The sequence below is a fragment of the Pedobacter sp. ASV12 genome, from assembly GCF_016429155.1.
Lineage (GTDB): Bacteria > Bacteroidota > Bacteroidia > Sphingobacteriales > Sphingobacteriaceae > Pedobacter.
Genome location: NZ_JAELUC010000018.1, coordinates 1 through 21,635, shown reverse-complemented (window position 1 = coordinate 21,635; position 21,635 = coordinate 1). Strand labels below are relative to the sequence as shown.

Genomic DNA, 21,635 nt, shown 5'->3' with positions numbered 1-21,635 from the left:
TGGTTTTTGGTGGTGTACTCTTGTTATTATCTATATTGTTTAGGGGTAACCTGAAACGAATTTCTGAACAGGCGGGTAAAAGAGCTCTGGCACTCGAAACCAATGATGTCAACGATTTCGCTTACCTGGTAATCGGTATGCTTTAAATAGTACTTGGCCTGCCTTAACCTTACCTGGGTAAGAAACTGGTGGGGCGACATTTGATAGGCTTGCTTAAACGTACGGAGCAGGTGATTTACAGACAAGCATGAAGCCAGCGCAATATCGTTCAGGCTGATGTTCTTATTGTAGTTGCTGTTGATAAAGTCTTTGGCAATCGAAAGGCGCTTCAGGATTTCAGTTCGGGTAGATTTGTTCAGAAAGTTTAGCGATTCGGCTCTATTGGTTACTTCTGCGCGATAAAACCTGTAATAGCTCTCCAAACAGTGGTTCAGGTATTCGGCCATAACCAGTTCATTCGTCTGCCCGCTTTCCATATTGTTTTTCAATTGCCTCAAAACCGCAGCAATTTCTCCCTGCAAAGGATAAATTGCCTCCAAAAAAACAGGTTTGCTGTCTTTGTAGGCCGGACAATCTAACAGGGTATGGCTTTTGTTGGCCACCGAATATTCGTAATCGCAAACAAAGCCTGGGTCTAGCAGCACCGAAAACCGGTTGGTCGTTTCTTTCGAATTGATCTGACTGGTATACGAAGTGCCTTCATTCAAAAAAATAAAGCTCTGCGGAAACAGGGTAAGCCCTCTCTTGCCTAAATGATACTGCACAGCGCCATTGCTAACCAAGCTGATCATGTATTTGGTACTGATGCCTGTGTATGAAGAGTTAATTGAGAATTCGTTCAGAATTTCGTTCTTGAAGATCCGGATCCTTTTGGTGCTCATGGTTCTGTAAGTTTGTTGGTGTTAAACAAATTTACCTGAACAATAATGCGCCCTTTTCACCCCTCAGGGGGTATTTTCGGGCACAAACACAAAATCCCGCTTCAGGGGGTATTTTTTAATTCTACATAGTTAAATATATTTACTTTAGGTTAGGCTTTTTATCTCTAATACCTTGAGCTACAAAAAAATATTATTCATTTCTTTATTATTTTTAATTTATAGTTATAAATCTACCGCACAGCGATATTATTTTGAACAATACGATATTGAAAGGGGACTGATCCAGTCGCAGGTAACTGCCATTGTACAAGACCAAAAACGCAAGCTTTGGATAGCCACCCTGGGGGGACTAGGCTCTTTTAACGGCCGACAGTTTACCAACTACAGCAGAACCAACGGCCTCACCAGCAACTACAACGTAGCGCTGGCCGTAGACAAAAGCAACAAAATCTGGATCGGATCGTCGGGTGCACTAACAAGCTACGACGGCCAACGCTTTATTAAGCGCAGCGCTTCTTCTTATTGGACAAGAAAACTTTCCAGCACCAAAAACGGTGAAATCTTTACCCTCAGAAAACGGTCGTTGTACAAGATAGAAAAGGATCAGGAGCAATACATCAACATCAGCAAAGACAGCATGGAATATGTAAGCTCCATATATGCCGACCCGATGGGCAGGCTATGGGCAGCCGTTTACAACAAAGGCATTTACTTTTTGGAAAACAACACCTGGAAAAGCCTGCACTTCAAAAACGGACTTCCTCCCGACCTGGAAATCTCGGACATCCTGCTCGACAACCATAACCGCAACAGGCTTTGGCTGGTCTCCACTAAGGGAGTTTATGTGGCCGAAAACGGCCTGTTAAGCAAGGAACCCTGGGCCATAGACAGCAAGCCCATGTGCATTGCCCAAGACGATAATGGAGCCGTTTGGGTTGGTGCCGAAAAAGGTGCCTACCTGATCAAAAAAAGAAGAATCATCCATTTTACAGCCCAAAATGGCTTTACCGACAATACGGTAAGCAAAATATTCAAGGATATAGAAAACAACATTTGGCTGGGAACCTATGGCGCAGGGCTCTTTAAATTCAACAACAACAACTACGTTATATTTGACGAAAGCCAAGGCATCCATAATAAACTGGTGATGGCTGTTAGCTATGGTCCCAGCTCTGATGCCATATGGATGGGAGCTTACGATGGGCTTTACGAATACCGTTCGGGGCAAAAAATAAGGAACATCGAAATTCCTTTTGCCAAAGACGAATCCTACCATATCAATTTTCTGCACCGCGATAGTAAAAAAAGGGTGTGGATTGGTTCTGCCGAAGGGGGCTTATGGCTGGCTACCGACAAAGCCGTTAAAAGAGTAGATCAAAAAAGCCCCTCGCCCATTTCTTACCAATCCATTATAGAAACCGGCAGCAAAGAGATATGGATAACCACCAACCGAGGCGTTTTTACATTTGATGAGGGAACCAAAAAGCTCAACAAAATTTCAAAACTGCCGGGCAACAGCCTGCTCGACTTGGGGCGGGATACAGTTTTAGTAGGCACACAAGACGGCGCCTATGTTTTTGTAAACAAACAGAATGTAAGGCACATCAAAAACAAGAACCTGATGGGCTCCAGCATACTTTGCATGCTCAAATACAAAGGCTATATCTTGTTTGGCACTTCCGACTATGGTCTGCTGATCTGGAACAGGGAAACAGGGAAAAACTGGACCATCAATACCAAAAACGGCCTGGCTTCTGATCACATTTACAGCATCATTGAAGACAGCAACGGATTAATCTGGCTGGGAACCGGCAGGGGCATTAGCCGCATGGACCCCAAAAACTTTAAGCTCATCAACACGCCCGATGCCAACGGGCTTTTGGTAGAATGCAACCAGAATGCCATTTTGCAAGACCACAACAACATGTGGATAGGCACCACCAAAGGGGTTATTGTGTACAAGGTAGACCCCATGCCAAGCGTTGAAGTAAAACCTTACATCACCATCAATTCTATCAACGTTTTTCCCAGCTATAAAAGAAAAACCGAACAAAGCACTTTTAAAACTACTTTCAAGAGCCACGAACTTCAAGAAAGACCCTCGTTTCCTTATAGCCACAACTACATCAGTATTAATTTTTCGGGCATTTACCTCACCAACCCGAGTTCGTTGCGTTATAAATATCGTTTAGTTGGCCTCGACAACAAATTTAGCCAGGCCAGCAGCAACAGTGCCGTCAACTTTACCGCCGTACCTGCCGGAAGGTACACCTTCGAAGTGATTGCCATTACCAAAGAAGGGCTCACTTCTGTTAATACCGCTTCTTTTTCGTTCGAAATCCTGCCGCCCTACTACCAAACCAATACCTTCAGGTTTTTTGTATTCCTATTGGTCATATTGCTCATTTTGGCTACCGTATATGCCATTTTAACCATTAACGAACGCAGAAGAAAGCTTCATTTAAAAATAAAGCTCGAAGAACAGTACAAGATCAGGAAACAGACGGCCGAAGATTTTCACGACGACCTGGGCAACAAACTAACGCGCATTACCGTGCTTTCTGAAGTACTGAGCAGCATGCTTCGCGATGACGACAGCGAAAAAAAGAACATCATCAAGAAGATAGCCACCAATGTTAACGAGCTGTATAACGGCACGAAAGATATTCTTTGGTCGTTGAACCCCAAAAACGACACCCTAAATCAGCTGGTAGACCATATCAAGGATTTTGGGATCGAGATGTTTAACGATACGCCAGCACAGTTTAAGCACCATATCGAAATTCCCGACAACCACATTGGACTTACGTTAGACCTGAACAGAAACGTGCTGCTTATTTTTAAGGAATCCATCCACAATGCGCTCAAGCACTCTAAAGCCACCGAAGTATATTTCAAGGCCAAGCTCAACAACAAGTTATTGCTGCTTAGCTTGGAAGACAACGGCAAAGGGTTTGATATTAACAAGGCCAAAAGCGGGCATGGCATGAACAACATGTACCTGCGCGCCGAAAGAATTGGTGCCGACCTTAACGTGATTTCGAAAGCCGACGGAACGGCCATTTGCCTGCTGATCAATTTCTCCACCTTAAAACGAAAACAAAATGTATAACAAGGCAGAAGCAAGGATTGCAATAATAGAAGACGACGAAACCATTAGGGAGGGCTATGCCTATCTCATCGACCATACTTCGCCGTATCAGGTGGTTAGTACTTACGCTTCTTTTGAAACGGCTAAACACCAATTGGCGAAAGACAATCCGGATGTGATTTTGCTGGACATACAATTGCCCGGCGTTAGCGGCATCGATGCCTTGCCGCTGATCAAAAAAATGCTGCCCCAGGTTTATGTAATTATACTAACCGTATTTGAGGTAGAAAAAACGATACTGGATGCATTGGCCAATGGCGCCTCTGGCTATTTTACAAAAAATACGCCTTCGGCAAAAATTATCGACGCCATTAAAGAAGTGATTATGGGTGGCGGGCCAATGAGCCCCAACGTTGCCCGAACGGTAATCAGGTCGTTGCAAAAAAACTTCGATTCGCCGTTAACCAAAAGAGAAGCCCAAATTTTGGACCTGATTTCGAAGGGCAAAGACCGAAGCCAGATTGCCAACGAGCTTTTTATAGAAGTAGAAACGGTCAAAACGCACGTCAAGAATATTTACATCAAACTGAACGTGAATTCTAAAGCCGATGCCATTAAAATTGCCAAAGCCAACCGATTGATTTAGCTTTTATCAGCTTGTATACTTTCTTGGCACGGCTTTCGTTCTATATCATCGAATGAAAACCGTATTGAATTTTACCTTCGCCATGCTGCTGGTTTGCCTAAGCAGCTTTAAGGCCGGTCGGGAGGTTTATCCTGAGCAGCTCGACTGGGATACCCATTTTAGGGGCGAGCCCGATTCCCACTCGGCTTATGCCGCCTTAACGGTAACCACCTGGCATTATAGCTATACCTCGAAAATAAGAGACGGCCGCTTATCTATCGATTTTAAGTTTGCCGCCGGTGTAGATGCTTCTCGCTCATGGGTGAAAAGAGACCGCATCAGCAACAGAAAAACAAGTCGACAGCTTTTAAACCATGAACAGGGTCATGTTTACATCAATTTTTTGCTGCTTAAAGCAGGTGAAATCCAAATTCCCAGCCAAAAATATACGGCAAGCAACTACAAAAGGCTAATTGTACAAACCGCTAACCGCATCAGCGATTATTACAGTGCTATGCAAGACCGCTACGACGATGAAACCAAGCATGGTTCGGATTTGGAAGCCCAAGCCCGGTGGGATGATTTTTTACGTGCGGAACTGAACAAATATCCATAAAAAAATCCCTATCGCTTAGCAATAGGGATTTGATTTGGACAACCTCTGACCTTAATTTTCCGGCTTTACTTCCGTTGCCGAAAAACTGTTGCCGCTTAAACGGTATTTGAGGGTTTTGATTACCGTAGTGGTTTTGCCGCTGTCTGTACTTACCACGGGCACCGAACGGAACAAATCGCCGTTTTTAACAAAGAACTTATCGTTACCCTTGTAGTCTTTTTTGAGGTTGCTGCTCAGGCCCGGAAAACTGATCTTGTCAAAGCTGTTGCCGGCAAACTCGTATACGTTCAGGTCGTTTACATTGTTCCTTACTACGTACTGGATGTATAATTCTGGATTCCCATCATTATCCAAATCCATGTTCCAGGCATCGGTAATGATTCCTTTCCGCTCTCCGGCTATCGACCTGTAATTGTTTTTGATCGAATCAGACATGAGCAACAGGTAGCCACCTACCGTGTCTACGCCTTTGCCCCAGCTTAGCACCTCAAAATGGTAGCCGGGTTTTATTTCTATGTCTTTATAAAATGGAAAAGGGTTAACTTGTTTGGCACTTGCAGCCACTTTAGCAGCGGGAGCAGGCTTTTGCTCGTTGCGACACGACGCGAACAGCAATGCACCCGTTAGTACAAAAAGGCAAAATTTAATAGCGTGGTTTAGTTTCATTTGTTGTGATGATTTTAAACTCCAAATTATAGGTTTTATCCTTTTTTTGCAAGCTTTTTATGCTTATTTGGCCTTTACATCCGGCGAACCGTTGTTCAAGGTGGTTTCTTTAACTACGCTTCTTTTTCCGCTTGGCGCAACCACTATGGTCTTTAACGTTTTCTTTTGCCCTTGTGGTACAATTACCTTGATTGGAGCAGTGTATTCGGTGGCATTTTCAGACGGACGGTAGCCATCCAAGGTATAAAAGATTTTAGCGCCCGGAATTGGGTTTTTCAATTCTACCGTAATATTTTCACCGTTAATAACCTTTTGGTCCTGCCCTATTGGGGTTGGCACCCAATAATTGGTAGCTGTTTTGTCTAAGCGCGCCAAATGCACCGGTACCCTTTCTTCGGTAAAGTTTTTGATGTCTTTTCTGGCTACCTGGCTCCATGCAATTTCAGACAAAGAGAAAAGCTTAGGCAAAATCATGTATTCTACTTTGGCCGGGGTTTCCATGTATTCGGTCCATACGTTGCCTTGCACGCCGATGATGTGTTTTTGCTGTTCGGCCGACAATTCTTTTGGAACAGGATCGTAGGCATAGGTTTTGGTGTAAGGTGCAAAGCCGCCAATGGTTAACGGCTCATCAGGCGAATCAGACTGTTTATGGTCGAAGTACATTCCGGCCGAACCCGGGGTCATGATTACATCGTGATTTTGCTTGGCGGCTTCAATGCCACCAGCCTCGCCCCTCCAGCTCATTACGGTAGCATTGGGTGCCAGGCCACCCTCTAAAATTTCATCCCATCCAATAATCGAACGGCCTTTGCTGTTGATGTATTTTTCGATGCGTTGGATAAAGTAGCTCTGCAGGCCATGCTCGTCTTTCAGGTTGTTGTCTTTGATAAACTGCTGGCAAAACGGCGATTGTTTCCAATATTCTTTCGGGCATTCGTCGCCGCCAATATGGATGTATTTTGAAGGAAACAAGGCCATCACCTCGTCCAACACATCCTGCAAAAAGTTAAAGGTATTTTCTGTAGGCACAAAAACATCATCGAAAACACCCCAGGTTTGCTGTACTTGTTTGCCGGTTCTGCTGCCCGACCAAGGCGTTTTATCGCTCACGAAGGTGTCCCTGTCAGGAAAGCAGCTCAATTCTGGATAGGCGGCTATAGCGGCCGAGGCATGGCCAGGCATTTCGATTTCGGGAATCACGTTGATAAATTTCGAGGCGGCATAAGCTACAATGCCTTTTACCTCGTCTTGGGTATAATAACCTTTGTAAACCTCGTTATCGGTACCACCAGTACCCGGATAGTTGCCTATAATGGTTCCGTTTCGGCTACTGCCCACGCTGATGAGTTTCGGATATTTCTTGATCTCTATCCTCCAGCCTTGGTCTTCGGTTAAATGCCAATGGAAAGTGTTGAGCTTGTATTGAGCCATCAGGTCGATGTATTTCTTTACGAAAGCAACCGGAAAGAAATGACGGCCTACATCTAAGTGAAGTCCCCTGTATTTGAAACGCGGATAATCGTTAATTTCTACGGCAGGAACAACAATTTTATCCTGTGCCTTTTCTGGCATCAGTTGCATCAGCGATTGTACGCCATAAAAAAGGCCTGCACCTTTACCGGTTACCTTAATTTCGTTGGGCGTAATTTTAATGGTATAGCCTTCGGCAGGCAATTTTTCGGCCCCTACCGAAGTCAGCACAATGGCTTTTTGGCCTTTGTCTATGGTTTTGGCTTCGCGCAAGGCGAAACCACCTTTGGTTACGATAAAAGCATTCAATAAATCGGCCGATTTGGCATTTTCGGCTTCGTTGCTTATCAAAACTACCGTTTTGCTTAAATGAAAGCTGCCATTTGATTTTTGGATAGATACAGGCGCGGGGATGATTCCCAGGTTTGCGTCTGTTTGCGCTCGGCTTTGAAAGGCCATCAAAGCGAGGAAAAGAACAGGTATTAGTTTTTTCATGGTTGTATGTGGTTAAGTCCACAAGATATAAAATTTAAGCCAATGCCAAAAGCATTGATCGTGGTCTTGAAGCAAAAAAAGCGCTGCCGGATTGGCAACGCTTTCTTATCATCTATCAAAATTCAGGCGTACTAGGCCGTTACTTTGGCCACATCGCCCTTGGCTGCCAAATAGCGTTCGGCATCAAGGGCTGCCATACAGCCAGAACCCGCAGCGGTAACCGCCTGACGGTAATAATGGTCCTGCACATCGCCACAGGCAAACACGCCTTCAATATTGGTTTTAGACGTACCCGGAATGGTTTTCAGGTAACCGGTTTCGTCCATATCTAACCAGCCTTTAAAAATATCGGTATTGGGCTTGTGTCCTATGGCCACAAAAAAACCTTCAATGTCCAAGGTTCTCGATTCCTTGGTTTGGTGGTTAAATACATGTACGCCGGTTACGTTTTTGCCGTTGCCAATAATCTCGGTAGTTTCGGTATTGTATATGACCTCGATGTTTGGGGTATTCAGCACGCGGTGAACCATGGCTTTCGAAGCCCTGAATTCGTCTCTGCGCACCAACATGTACACTTTTTTACAAAGTTTGGCCAAATAGGTAGCTTCTTCGGCAGCTGTATCGCCAGCACCAACAATGGCTACATCCTGACCTTTGAAGAAAAAGCCATCGCATACGGCACAGGCCGAAACGCCAAAGCCATTGTACTGCTGCTCGCTAGGCAAACCCAGCCATTTGGCCTTGGCACCAGTAGCAATAATCACCGTATCAGCTGTAATGGTTTTAATTTCATCAACCACTACCTTGTGCGGCATGGCCGAAAAATCAACAGAACTTACGTAACCAAAACGGATCTGCGTACCAAAGCGTTCGGCCTGTTTTCTGAAATCTTCCATCATTTCTGGCCCCATAATTCCGTCGGGATAACCTGGAAAGTTATCTACATCGGTGGTTTGGGTTAGCTGCCCCCCCATTTCCATGCCAGTATACATCACCGGGTTCAGGTCTGCACGGGCAGCATAAATGGCAGCGGTATAGCCCGCAGGACCAGAGCCGATGATCAGACATTTTACGTGTTCTATTTCTTGTTCTTGAGACATTATGATTAAAATTTATACAAAAATACGGTTTAAGTTTTGATGGGACAACCCTGCGCTAAAATGTGAATTTAAGATGGAAAATCAATAAATTTTAATGATAAAGCTATAGGTATTGGCAATAGGTACATGGACAGGCATTTAACGTTCGTTTGCTTTGAGCAGGCGGATGAAATTACCACCCAATATTTTCTCGATGGCTTCTTTTGAATAGCCTCTTCTGCGCAAAGCAGCCGTCACTTTCGGATAATCGGCTACGCTATCCATGCCCAGCGGAAACGATTCGGCCCCATCAAAGTCGGCACCCAAGCCCACGTGATCTTCCCCAATCAGTTTCACGATGTAGTCGATATGATCAATGAGCAATTCAATGGCAGGCCTCGTGGCATCGGCATCTTGCCGATGTAGGGCAATCAACGTATCAATGGCATTGCTGCGCCCATATTTACTGCTTAAGGTTTTGAGTTCGTCGCCATATTTGGCCAAAAAGCGTTTTTGTTTGGCATCGAAAGTAGAATCGAGAAAGCCGCTGTAAAAGTTGAGCGAAATTACGCCATCGTTTTTACCAACGGCCTTGATCTGTTCGTCTTTAAGGTTCCTGGCTACAGGATTTAACGCATACACACAGCTGTGCGACACCAATACAGGTTTGCTGGAGGTTTGAACGGCATCGAAAAAGGTCTTTTCGCCTACATGCGAAAGATCTACCAATACGCCTAATTGGTTAAGGCGACGTACCACTTTTTTGCCCCATTCGTTAAGTCCCGCAACCGAAGGTTTTACCTTTCCACTGGTTTCGTCAGCGCCCGAACTGGCCCAGGGCGTGCTGTTGTTCCAGGTAAGGGTCAGGTAAATCATGCCTCGTTTGGCCAAGGCATCCAGTTTGCTTAGGTCATTTTCTATCATGTGGCCGCCTTCTACCCCAATCATGGCCGCCAGTTTTTTGTCTTTAACTGCCTGTAGCAATTCTCTGGCATTTTTAACCAAAGCAATTTGCTGGGGATAGCGTTTAATAAGGCTATAAAGCGAATCTATTTCGCGGTTGGCTACTGCAAAACCTCCGGTTTCATCGCACCAGATGGAAAACACCTGTACATCCAATCCGCCCTTTTTGGCGCGTACCAGGTCAAAATTACCAGACGCCTGCAATTGGCCGATATCAATGCCCGATTTAATCTGGTTAAACAGAATATCGCCATGGGTATCTACCACAATGGCTTGTTCGTGAATGGTAGAAGCCGTTTGGGCAAAACAAAGCGATACAGGCCATAAAAGCAACCAACAAATAAGCTTTTTCATCGGTTAATTCTTGATTTGTTGCTTCTCTTTTTCAGGCTTTACTGCTTTGCTCGATTTGAGTACATCTTCCTCATAGGTTTCTATCTTTGTCCCTTTTTCAGTAATCCATTCGCCTTCCTTTTTGCCGGCTACAAAATGGCCACTAACCACAACCCTGCCATACCTATCCAATGTCTTAAACTCTCCATCCAGCTGGCCATTTTTATAATGCTGAATATTGAGGATATTCCCATCGGGATAGAACAAAGTCCATGTGCCCTGCTCTAAGCCATCCACAAAAGAGCCTTCCTGATATTTAAAACGGGTTTTATTTTTCAACTTGAAGTTTTCTTTGCCCAGCATATTAAAATAGGCCAAGTCCATATAAAAAACAAACTGCCCATGCGGAATGGTCAGGTTTTCGTCTTTGTAAGAGCCTGTTTGCATCAGGTTATCATAAAGGTCGTACCTTTTAAGTATCCAAACGTCTTCGGTGCTCAGCTTGCCATAAATGCCGTAAGACGTAGCTCTTGCGGCATCGCTTGTTACCCCATCACCTACAAAATAAATGGGTTTTTGGGCCACCACCGTAAGCCCAAGCATACATAGAACAGAAAAGATCAGATATTTTTTCATTGAAGATTATTTTTTGGCTCTTGGCCTAGTTTATGGCTTGATGGCTATCAGTTCGCCTGACTTATAGGTTTCTTTTTTTCCTTCCGAGTATTTCCATTCGCCATCCCGTAAATCCAGTACATGCTGACCAGATACCAGCAACTTGCCACGTTCATTAAACAGCTTGTATTCGCCGTGTTTTATTCCGGCCAGGTATACCGTAATGCTTAGGATTTTGCCATCGGGGAAGAATTCGATCCACCTCCCGCTCTTTTTGCCGGCTACATACTGGCCTTGTTCGGCGAGAAAGCGATCGGTTTGCTTGAAATAGAAATGGGTATGATGGTCGTAGTTGAAATCATCTACAGAACTATAATAAGAGAATTTGCCCACGGGCACCATCAGCAACGAATCGGCAAAAGTGCCTACCTGTACCAGGTTATTGCGGAGGTCGTACAACTTAAATGTCCATAAGGTATCGGTGCTGATCTTTCCAAAAACACCGTAATGCGTGGCCTTGCTCTTATCGGTGATTATCGAATCGGCAATAAAATAGATTGGCCTTACCTGCGCCCTAACACCAAAGCAGGCCAGTAGTAAAAACAAGACTAAAACATTTTTCATTTGCAAAAGCAATATACAAAACGATCGTGATTTTTCAAAAATCGGCGGGGGTACGACCTTAAGACCATGTTTCCTGCCAACCGTTAGCAATACTTACTCACCTCCGAAAAATTAGGTTTGTATAACCCCTACGTTAAATGGTTTTGTAATGGGCGATTGGTTGGCAGCTTCGATCCCCATCGAAATGACCTTACGGGTTTCCAAGGGATCGATAACTCCATCAACCCAAAGCCTGGCGGCCGCATAATATGGCGTAGTTTGACTGTTATAGCGATCGGTAATCTGCTTGAGCAGTTCGTTCTCTTTTGCAGGATCGGCCACTTCTTCCTTGGCCTTTGACGAAGCCTGCTGAATCTGCAGCAAGACCTTGGCAGCCTGTGCACCACCCATTACGGCAATTTTGGCACTTGGCCAAGCATAAATAAGCCTCGGATCGTAAGCCTTGCCGCACATGGCGTAATTGCCGGCCCCATACGAATTACCCACCACAATGGTAAATTTAGGCACAACCGAATTGGCCACTGCATTTACCATCTTGGCGCCGTCTTTGATAATGCCACCCTGTTCAGACCTGCTACCCACCATAAACCCGGTTACATCCTGCAAAAACACCAGCGGTATTTTCTTTTGGTTGCAGTTCATAATGAAACGGGTAGCCTTATCGGCACTATCGGAATAGATAACACCGCCAAACTGCATTTCGCCCTTTTTAGACTTCACCACGTTGCGCTGGTTGGCTACAATGCCCACAGCCCAGCCATCTATACGGCCCAAGCCACAAACAATGCTCTGGCCATATAATGCCTTGTATTCTTCAAATTCAGAGTTGTCGACCAAACGATGGACAATATCCCTCATTTCGTAAGGTTTTTCCCTGTTATCGGGCAAAATGCCATAAATTTCCTGCTCATTGAGTTTTGGACTGGCTGGTTTTATCCTGTCGAAGCCAGCTTGTTGTGGTGCTCCTAACATGCTCATGATGTTGCGGATGCTGTCTAAACAAGCCTGATCATTCGGATGCTTATAATCGGTAACCCCCGAAATTTCGCAATGGGTAGTAGCGCCACCCAGTGTTTCGTTGTCAACGCTTTCGCCAATGGCCGATTTAACCAGGTAAGAGCCTGCCAAGAAAACAGAGCCCGTGCCGTCTACAATCATGGCTTCATCGCTCATGATGGGCAGATAGGCTCCTCCTGCTACGCAAGACCCCATAATAGCCGCGATCTGCACGATACCCTCCGACGACATGATAGCATTATTTCTGAAAATACGTCCAAAATGTTCCTTGTCTGGAAAAATTTCGTCCTGCATAGGTAGGTAAACACCTGCGCTGTCAACCAAATAGATAATCGGCAAACGGTTTTCCATGGCAATTTCCTGCGCCCTCAGGTTCTTTTTAGCCGTCATCGGGAACCAGGCACCGGCTTTTACGGTGGCATCGTTGGCCACAATCATGCATTGCCTGCCCGACACATAGCCAATTCCGGCTACTACGCCGGCACTCGGGCAACCGCCTTCTGCGGCATACATGCCATCGGCAGCAAAGGCAGCCAGTTCCAAGAATTCGCGATCGTCGTCTATCAGGTATTTGATGCGCTCTCGAGCCAGCATTTTGCCCTTTTCTTTTTGCTTTTGGGCATTTTTCTCTCCACCGCCACTATATATTGTTTTAAGCCTGGTCTTTAATTCGTACACCAGCTGCTTATTTGCATCTTCGTTTTTGTTGAATTCTATGTTCATCTATATTGTTTATTGATTTGGTTAGATGAGGCCTTCGCCGATCAAACTTTAATCGAGCAAGGTTCAGGCGAGCAAGTTAGCGGCTATATTCTTAAAACTAAAACCCTGTTTGGTATTTAGTTTAGGAACGCTTACATGCTAATTTGAATTTTTGAACGTTTTACTAAAGATGCGCTACCTGATTTTAATTTTTTGTATCTGCTGCTTTCAATGGGCCACGGCACAAAACTTCAGCTATCCCAAACTGGCTGCGAAGGGCAAAACCATTGGCACCTTTGTTCCAAATAACTGGAAAGCCATTGATACGGCCTACGGCGACCTGAATAATGATGGCCTTGAGGATATGGCATTGGTGCTGGAATACAATTTTCCGGTTACCGAAAGAAGAGCCTATGGCGATAGCGAAACCGAATTGATCAAGGAGTTTCAAAAACCGCGCATCCTGGCCATCTTTTTTAGGCAGCAGCCATCCAGTGGCTATCAGTTGGTTTTGCAAAACAACAACTTCATCCTCCGATCTGAAGAAGGCGGTGCCTTGGGCGAACCCTTTAAGGAATTGCGCATTAAAAACAACACCTTGAACCTGCTGTTTGAAGGAGGCAACGACTGGCGCTGGAAATTGGCTTATGAATTTAAATACCAGCATAAACAATGGGTGCTGATCAAGGCCAACAACACCTATTACAACATTACTTCTGGCGAAATGAGCGATAAAACCTACGATTTTATAGACCGCAGGCTTAAACAGATAAACGGCAATTTGTTTTCGCGGAACGCCGCCAACATCACCAGCGAAGATGTCCTGTATTTTACCGACCTACGTACCCTTAACGATTTTAAAAAACCCTGGACCTGGGAAATTACCAAGGATAACTTTCTGTAGGCTTTAGGCCAGATTTCTATCCCTGAACCAAACATCGTCGGGTTTGGCGGTAAAATTTTTCATTTTCTCGACCAATACAGGAGCTTCTGTTTCATTAAAAACCAAGTCTCTGTTAACCTGCTTCAAGAAACGGTGCTGCACCATAACGTCCATCTGCAAAAAGAGCGGATCATAAAAGCCATTTACGTTCAATACACCTATCGGTTTGGCATGCAAGCCGAGCTGCAACCAGGTTAAGACTTCAAAAAACTCTTCTAAAGTGCCAAAACCACCAGGCAGAATGATAAACCCATCGCACAGATCGGCCATTTTTTGCTTGCGTTGATGCATGTTTTCGGTAACAATCAATTGCGTCAATCCTTTATGGCCAACTTCCTTATCCATCAAAAACTGCGGGATAACGCCAATCACTTGGCCTTGCTGCTCGAGCACCTGATCGGCCAGCACACCCATTACCCCTACGCTTCCTCCACCATAAACCAAGGTAATCTGTTGGTTGGCTAAGGTAAGAGCCAAATCTTCTATCGCTTTTTGAAGGATAGGGTCGCCATTAAAGTTTGAGCCGCAATACACGCAGATGGATTTCATATTTTCAATTTTGATACAAAAGTATGAAAATAGTAGATAGTCCATAGCAAGTGACAATAGTCTGTGGTTTATCAACAATTGACCAGACCATCTGCTATGGACCATCACTCCCTACCTACTTCACCAACAAACCATCGAAAGTTACGGCTACATAATAAAGTCCGCCCAAAGTTGGTCCGCCTGCATATTGCACGTAGTTTTTGTTGAAGATATTGGTACCACCCAATTTAATGGTGGCTTTGTTTTGCGGGATGCGATAAGTAACCTGCGCATCGAAAGTATGGAATGCCGGCACTTGGCCATTAACCAAGGGACTTTCCCACAAAAAGGACTGTTGCCATTTCCACAATACGTTAAAGCCCAAATTCTTTACGATTTCCCGATTGCCAAAAGAAATATTGGTCGCCCAATTGGGCGTATTAAACCCAGTTACAAATACATCTTTGCTCTTGTTTTCCGAAATATCGTTATAGTTTACATTTCCGGCTATGGTAAATTGCCTATAGAAATTGTAGGTCAGCCCCAAAGACGAACCATAGTTGTTGTACTGGTTTTTGGCATTGGTATACACCCTATAGCGTGTTTGCTGGGTGTTCCTGTTCGATTGCACCATGGCGACCACCGCTTCGTCAGAACCCACCTTTACCTGCGAACTTAAGCCTGTAGCATAAGGCACGGCCACTTCTACCTGTCCCAGAAATCCGTTGTACTGGTTTACGTAAGCATCGATATCCAACACCAACTTATTGTCGAGCAATACGCTTTTATAGCCAAACTCGAACGAATTGATACGTTCTGGCCTTGTTGGCGAAAGATTGGTAACCTCGAGCAGGCTCCTGTTTTTTAGCGCGGCGGCATTGGTCGTTAATCCGCCCGCCACATCTTTGTTTACCGCCGCATTAAAGCTGTTGATCGAATTTAAGGTGTAGGAATTATCGAGGTAATTCAATCCTTCATTAATATACGACAAACCTCCTACACGCCTGATGTTACCATTATTGACAAAAGAAATAGCCTCGAACAGTGCCGGAAAACGGTAGCCGTTCTGGAAAGATACCCTGAAGTTATGCTTTTGGGCCAGCGTATAAACCGCTGCCACCCTCGGGTTGAGCTTGGCGGTAAACTCTGGATTGTAATCGAGGCGCAACGAGCCAAACAGCTTCAGCTTTTCTTCGAAAAAGGTTTTGGTTACTTGCGCAAAGGCACCGAATTTTTTATAGTAAACATTGTCGCCAAAACTGCCATCGGGCAAAGGCTTGTTTCTATCGGCAACAGGTCTTTTAAAATCGACAAAGTTGTTGCCATCGGGCACTACTTCGTAAATACGGGCATCGGCACCGACCAAAAGGTTAAACACCTTGGTTTTGTGCGACAGGTCTAATTGGCCGTCGGCATGGTAAGTATGGCTTTTTTGGCTCAACCAAGCGCCGCCTGTTGCGGGTGCATCGCCACCAACTACGGCCTTATGGTCCCAGTTATTGATGGCGATAATGGTATTTTTCAACTCTTCGAAAGCCGGTGTACCCGGCACTACCCTGCTGGCATCGGCAGCCGTACGCCCAATGCGCAAGGCATCTGCCAACGAAGCACTATTGTTCAGTGCATTTTGCAGCGCCGTTTTGTATTTGGCACCCCAAACGCTGTTGGTACCTCCGCTGGTGATGTCTAAATTATCAACCAAGGGTTTGATGTTGTAAGAATCGCCGGTATTTTCTAAAGAAACATAGGTTCTCACAAAATAATTGGATCCTTTGAGCTCCAATTTATGGTTCTGCACAACAACATTGTCTAACTGGATTTTGTTGCCACGCTGAAAGACCCCATCCATTTTGCCAATGCGGTAGCCGTAAGAAAGTTCTGCATTGTCGCCCAAACGGTAGTGCAGGGAGGCATCGAATTTAAGGTTATCAACAGTGGGTTTTACCACATCTTTTTCCCAATAGCCGGTACGTCTTACAATAATGCTCTGGCTTCCGCTATGGCCCGGAATGGTGAGGCCCGTTAAGGTTACGGCATTGCTCCCGCTATCGTCGCCATACTTGTTCCAGGCGTCGTAGGCCGGATTGTCTGCGTCGGCATTGAGCTCTGGGAACGATGGATTGGCGGTATTCAGGTTGTTCGGATTTTGGTTGGTCTTGGTATCGGCCAACCAATCGGTGCCCCTCAGGTAGCTAAAATTGACTTTAAAGGCAAACTTATTGTTGAAGGCCTTGGCATAGCGAAAGGCTGTTTCGGTGAGGTTGCTCAACTCTCTGCCTGTGCCGCCTACATGGTTGATCCCTGTTTTTTGGTAAAAACTTAGCCCTTGGTACAAAAACGGACTCTTTGTAAGCAAATTAGCCATACCATTAATGGCATTCATGCCATATAATGCAGAAGCTGCCCCTGGCGTAATTTCTACGCTGGCAATATCCAATTCTGTTGGTCCAATGGCATTGCCCAACGGTACGCCCAAGGTAGCGGCCTGCATATCGATGCCATCAACCAGCTGCACAAAACGAAAATTGTTAGGAATATTGAAACCACGGGTATTGGGTATTTTAAAGGTAATGCTCGAGGTAGTCATCTGTACGCCTTTTACATTTTCCAAAGCATCGTAGAAGCTGGGAGCAGGCGATTCGCGGATGGCCCTGATGTCGAGCTTTTCTATGGCAACCGGCGATTTAAGGATATTCTCTTCTACCCTTGATGCGGTAACAACGACTTCTTTGCCCAAGAGCGTTTGGGTAACCAGCTCAATGTTGAGTACCGAATTGGGACTTGAAACCTCAAATTCCTGGGTTTCGAAGCCGACAGCCGAAAAAACCAGGGTGAAGGGATATTTGGCTTTGGTTTTTAAGGTAAACTTTCCCTGCGAATCGGTGGCTACCCCGTTCACTGTGCCTTTGATCAATACGTTGATGCCTGTCAAAGATTGTTTGTTTTCCTTATCGATGATATGGCCGCTCACTTCGATAAAATTATTGCCTTGTGCCCAGGCCAGCACCGGCGCGACGAAGAGGAACAGCAAAAACGTAAGTTTAAAAAGGGAGTAATGATGTTTCATAAAGCATGATGATGTAAAGATGGTTTTAAAAATATATAATATCTATAGATTAAGTAGACAAATATATTTTAAAAAAGCCAACAACAAAATTTTATACTGAATTTTATTAAAAAAAATCGTTTCAACAGAACAAAATTCCACAGCAACCACCTTATTGTTTAGCATTATTTCAAAAAAAGAGCATCGATATGCGATGCTCCTTTCAATATAATGTAATGCCTACTATCTGCTGTAGTTTGGTGCTTCTTTGGTAATGGTAATATCGTGCGGGTGACTTTCCCTCATGCCGGCAGCCGTAATCTGTACAAACTGCGCTTCCTGCAAAGCTTCGATGGTTGCAGCCCCACAGTAACCCATACTGGCACGCAAGCCACCAACATATTGATACATCACTTCGGCCAAAGTGCCTTTAAAAGGAACGCGGCCAACAATGCCTTCTGGTACCAGTTTTTTGATATCATCTTCTACATCTTGGAAATAACGGTCTTTCGAGCCTTGCTCCATGGCTTCGATAGAGCCCATGCCACGATAAGACTTGAACTTACGGCCTTCGTAAATAATGGTTTCACCTGGCGATTCTTCCACTCCTGCAAACAGCGAGCCTGCCATTACAGTACTTGCACCAGCTGCTATGGCTTTAGAAATATCGCCGGTATGTTTAATTCCACCGTCGGCAATAACCGGAACGCCAGTCCCTTTGAGCGCTTTGGCGCACTCGAAAACCGCATATAGCTGTGGTACGCCTACACCGGCGATAATACGGGTAGTACAGATAGAACCTGGTCCAATTCCTACTTTTACGGCATCGGCACCTGCTTCGGCCAAGGCCTTGGCGGCTGCACCGGTGGCAATGTTACCGGCAATTACCTGCAGGTCTGGATATTTGGCTTTTACTTCCTTCAATTTATCGATTACGCCTTTTGAATGGCCGTGTGCCGTATCAATGGCAATAACATCAACCCCGGCTTTTACCAAAGCATCTACACGAAGCAAGGTATCAGCAGTAACGCCTACGGCTGCGCCTACTCTTAGCCGGCCTTTTTCGTCTTTACAGGCAGCCGGGTAATTTTTTACTTTTTGGATATCTTTAAAAGTGATCAATCCGCTTAGGTAGCCCTCGTTATTGACCACAGGCAACTTCTCGATTTTGTGGTTTTGCAGGATTTCTTCGGCTTGTAGCAAAGTTGTTCCCTCTGGCGCCACAATGAGGTTATGCTTGGTCATCACCTCGGCAATTGGCTTGTTCATGTCCTTTTGGAAACGGAGATCGCGATTGGTAATGATCCCTACCAATTTATTATCGCTGCTTACCACCGGAATGCCACCAATTTTATGCTCTTTCATGATCTTAAAGGCATCTGCTACAATCGAGTGCTCCAACAAAGTAACCGGATCTTGGATCATGCCGCTTTCCGAGCGCTTTACTTTGCGCACTTCTTCGGCTTGTCTTTCAATCGTCATATTTTTGTGCAACATGCCAAGTCCGCCATTTTGCGCAATGGCAATGGCCAATGCCGCCTCTGTAACGGTATCCATGGCGGCCGAAACCAAGGGAACGTTCAGCTTGATTTTCTTGGTCAAGAAAGTGGATGTATTCACTTCACGGGGCAAAATCTCCGAATAAGACGGCACCAAAAGCACGTCGTCGTAGGTTAAACCAGTTGCAATAAATTTTTGGGGATCGAGTTGCATAGCAAATAAATTAAGAATTATTATTTGCCGGGCAAAGATACAATATAATCTTTCAATATAAAAATATGATTGTGTTTTGTAAGGTTAAAAAGCTCCAGAATCTTTAATTAGACTTGCTAGTCGATGATGGTTCCTCCCTATCAATAGAGGCAAATACGACATTGCTTTAAAGTCCAATCAAATATTCATCAGTTTTTTTTAAAACTTATGAAAATGTTTCTATCATTGCAACAAGATAAATCAAACTATGAAAATTAAAGCTCTCCTATTTCTGTTAGGGATCACTTTGTCCCATCTGGTTGGCTATGCCCAAAAAAAAGAATTCAAGTTCGGAAAAATTGCTCCCGAAGATTTTAATGCCAAGGCTCCAGGCGCAGATACTGCTTCATCGGCCATCAAGCTGTTCGATGTAGGCAACTGTTATTTTGACATCGGTCCGGGAGGCTTTGTCTATATTTTCGAAAAGCATGTGCGCTACAAAGTGCTTAACAAAAATGGCTACGACCTGGCCAACTATAAAATTGGTCTCCGTGGCGCAGGAAGCAGCAAGGAAGTCTTGCTGAATATGGATGCCGCTACCTATAACATGGTTGACGGGAAAATGGTAACCAGCAAACTGACCAAGGATGCCAAGTTTACCGAAGAACTGACCAAAACCTTTACCTACAAGAAATTTACCTTGCCCAACGTAAAGGAAGGTTCAATCATCGAATATAAATACACCATCAGGTCGCCGTTTATTTTTAACCTGCGCGGCTGGAGCTTCCAAAGCAACATCCCTACCCTTTATACAGAGTACAATGTTAAAATACCAGAGTATTTTGTATACAAAAGCAATTTCTCAGGCAACCTGCAAGTAAAGCAGACCAAGCATGAAGATGTGAATGCTACCTACGGCACATTGAGTGCTACGGCCAAATACGACCAGTATGCCATGGAAAATGTACCGGCCTTAAGAAGCGAAGCCTACATTACCACTCTCGACGATTATATTCCTTCCGTAGATTTTGAGCTGCAGGCTACTCGCTTTCCAGGTGAAATGTACAAGGACTTTAGCAGCACCTGGCCGAAAATAATTGTCGAGCTGAAAGAAGACGAAAACATTGGCGGTTTCGTAAACAAGAATTCTTATGCCAAATCTGTGCTGCTAGGCATCTTAAAGGGCGAGCAGGATACGTTAACCATGGCTACACTGATTTTTAATTATGTGAAGAACAATTTAAAATGGAATGACGAATACAGCTTCTATGCTTCGGCAAGCAACCCAAAAGCGATTTTTGAAAAGAAATCGGGAACATCGGGCGACATTAACCTGAGCTTGCTCAGCCTGTTAAATGAAGCCAAGATACAGGCTTATGCTGTTTTATTGAGTACCAGAGACAATGGCATACATCCAGGCTATCCTATCATCTCTAAATTCAACAACGTCATTGTCTGCATCGTGGCAAACAACAAAAACGTACTCTTGGATGCTACTGACAAAGACATGCCCGTAGGCCTGATCAGCTACGAAAACCTGAACCACACCGGCTTTGCCATCGATATGAAAAACGGTGTGGGCGCATGGATTGCAACAGAGCCTACCATGGCGAGCGAAAAGGTGTTCAACTATACGCTGACCCTCGACAAGGAAAACAAGCTCAAGGGAAAACTGAGCCAGTATTCTAGGGGCTATTCGGCACTGAACCTGAGAGACAAGTACAGAACAACCAATAACGAAACTGAGTTCTTGAAGAACTTTAAGAAGGATAAAAACGGACTGGAGCTGAAAAACTACAAGATAGACAACCTCGACAACCTTGATGAACTCCTTACAGAATCGATGGATGTAGAGATTGAGGATAATGTGGAAGAAGCGGGCAACCTGGTTTATTTTACACCACTGCTGTTCGAGCGCACCAAGGAAAACCTGTTTAAACACGAACAACGCTTATTTCCGGTAGATTTTGCCTATCCATTCAAAGAAAACTACCGCATTACGGTAAGCTTTCCGGATGAATATGAAATAGACAAGCTTCCTAAAAGCATGATCTATAAATTGCCAGACAATAAAGGATCGTTCAGCATCAGCTTTGTAGCGGAAGGAAAAACCCTTTTGGTAAAGAGCATCATCGACCTTTCCAAGTCTATGTACGCACCAGATGAATACCTGTCTCTTATACACATCTAAAAGGGGGGGGGGGGGGGGGGGGGGGGGGGGGGGGGGGGGGGGGGGGGGGGGGGGG

Annotated in this window: 16 protein-coding genes; 5 read left to right on the top strand and 11 right to left on the bottom strand. The window is 44.8% G+C overall.

All coding sequences use genetic code 11. From position 1 onward, the window contains the following. Positions 1–26 precede the first annotated feature (26 nt). Positions 27–881, bottom strand: a complete 855-nt coding sequence (locus tag JHD69_RS06810) for a helix-turn-helix transcriptional regulator (RefSeq protein ID WP_199138662.1) — start codon at positions 879–881, stop codon at positions 27–29. Between the two features lie 172 nt (positions 882–1,053). On the opposite strand from JHD69_RS06810, the gene JHD69_RS06805 reads away from it, so the two are divergent. Genes JHD69_RS06805 through JHD69_RS06795 form a run of 3 tightly spaced genes read left to right on the top strand, consistent with a single transcriptional unit; the run spans position 1,054 to position 5,213 of the window. Beyond that, positions 1,054–3,993, top strand: a complete 2,940-nt coding sequence (locus JHD69_RS06805) for a ligand-binding sensor domain-containing protein (protein ID WP_233165749.1) — start codon at positions 1,054–1,056, stop codon at positions 3,991–3,993. After that, positions 3,986–4,618, top strand: a complete 633-nt coding sequence (locus JHD69_RS06800) for a response regulator transcription factor (protein WP_199138660.1) — start codon at positions 3,986–3,988, stop codon at positions 4,616–4,618. The genes JHD69_RS06805 and JHD69_RS06800 overlap by 8 nt, the downstream gene beginning before the upstream one ends. Positions 4,619–4,670: 52 nt before the next feature. Beyond that, a complete protein-coding gene (locus JHD69_RS06795) occupies positions 4,671–5,213 on the top strand; it encodes a DUF922 domain-containing protein (RefSeq protein WP_199138658.1) in 543 nt (180 codons plus the stop codon). A gap of 51 nt (positions 5,214–5,264) precedes the next feature. Here JHD69_RS06795 and JHD69_RS06790 read toward each other — a convergent pair whose 3' ends face one another. The 7 genes from JHD69_RS06790 to JHD69_RS06760 form a co-directional block, all read right to left on the bottom strand. Then, complete coding sequence (locus JHD69_RS06790) at positions 5,265–5,879, bottom strand: hypothetical protein (protein WP_199138656.1); 615 nt, start codon at positions 5,877–5,879, stop codon at positions 5,265–5,267. Between the two features lie 63 nt (positions 5,880–5,942). Further along, entirely contained in the window at positions 5,943–7,847 is a 1,905-nt protein-coding gene (locus JHD69_RS06785) for a beta-N-acetylhexosaminidase (protein WP_199138654.1), read from the bottom strand. A gap of 131 nt (positions 7,848–7,978) precedes the next feature. Beyond that, the gene (trxB, locus tag JHD69_RS06780) at positions 7,979–8,947 is read right to left on the bottom strand and encodes a thioredoxin-disulfide reductase (protein WP_199138652.1); all 969 of its coding nucleotides are present in this window, start codon (positions 8,945–8,947) and stop codon (positions 7,979–7,981) included. A gap of 138 nt (positions 8,948–9,085) precedes the next feature. Beyond that, positions 9,086–10,243 (bottom strand): dipeptidase, encoded by a 1,158-nt coding sequence (locus tag JHD69_RS06775; RefSeq protein ID WP_199138650.1) that lies wholly within the window; start codon positions 10,241–10,243, stop codon positions 9,086–9,088. A 3-nt stretch (positions 10,244–10,246) separates the two neighbouring features. Beyond that, the gene (locus JHD69_RS06770) at positions 10,247–10,858 is read right to left on the bottom strand and encodes a toxin-antitoxin system YwqK family antitoxin (protein ID WP_199138648.1); all 612 of its coding nucleotides are present in this window, start codon (positions 10,856–10,858) and stop codon (positions 10,247–10,249) included. A 30-nt stretch (positions 10,859–10,888) separates the two neighbouring features. Continuing rightward, positions 10,889–11,461 (bottom strand): toxin-antitoxin system YwqK family antitoxin, encoded by a 573-nt coding sequence (locus JHD69_RS06765; protein WP_199138646.1) that lies wholly within the window; start codon positions 11,459–11,461, stop codon positions 10,889–10,891. A 111-nt stretch (positions 11,462–11,572) separates the two neighbouring features. Then, the gene (locus JHD69_RS06760) at positions 11,573–13,201 is read right to left on the bottom strand and encodes an acyl-CoA carboxylase subunit beta (protein WP_199138644.1); all 1,629 of its coding nucleotides are present in this window, start codon (positions 13,199–13,201) and stop codon (positions 11,573–11,575) included. Between the two features lie 151 nt (positions 13,202–13,352). Between JHD69_RS06760 and JHD69_RS06755 the strand changes: the two genes are divergently transcribed. Next, positions 13,353–14,084 (top strand): hypothetical protein, encoded by a 732-nt coding sequence (locus tag JHD69_RS06755; RefSeq protein ID WP_233165747.1) that lies wholly within the window; start codon positions 13,353–13,355, stop codon positions 14,082–14,084. Between the two features lie 3 nt (positions 14,085–14,087). Here the strand turns inward: JHD69_RS06755 and JHD69_RS06750 are convergent, their stop codons facing one another. The 3 genes from JHD69_RS06750 to guaB all read right to left on the bottom strand — a co-directional run bounded on the left by JHD69_RS06750 (position 14,088) and on the right by guaB (position 19,410). Then, on the bottom strand, positions 14,088–14,672 hold the full coding sequence (locus JHD69_RS06750; RefSeq protein WP_199138642.1) for a TIGR00730 family Rossman fold protein: 585 nt from the start codon (positions 14,670–14,672) through the stop codon (positions 14,088–14,090). A gap of 115 nt (positions 14,673–14,787) precedes the next feature. Continuing rightward, positions 14,788–17,682: a TonB-dependent receptor gene (locus JHD69_RS06745; protein ID WP_233165746.1), complete on the bottom strand. Its 2,895-nt coding sequence runs from the start codon at positions 17,680–17,682 to the stop codon at positions 14,788–14,790. Between the two features lie 258 nt (positions 17,683–17,940). Then, positions 17,941–19,410, bottom strand: a complete 1,470-nt coding sequence (guaB, locus tag JHD69_RS06740) for an IMP dehydrogenase (RefSeq protein WP_199138639.1) — start codon at positions 19,408–19,410, stop codon at positions 17,941–17,943. Between the two features lie 247 nt (positions 19,411–19,657). Between guaB and JHD69_RS06735 the strand changes: the two genes are divergently transcribed. After that, complete coding sequence (locus JHD69_RS06735) at positions 19,658–21,580, top strand: DUF3857 domain-containing protein (protein WP_199138638.1); 1,923 nt, start codon at positions 19,658–19,660, stop codon at positions 21,578–21,580. Positions 21,581–21,635 lie beyond the last annotated feature (55 nt).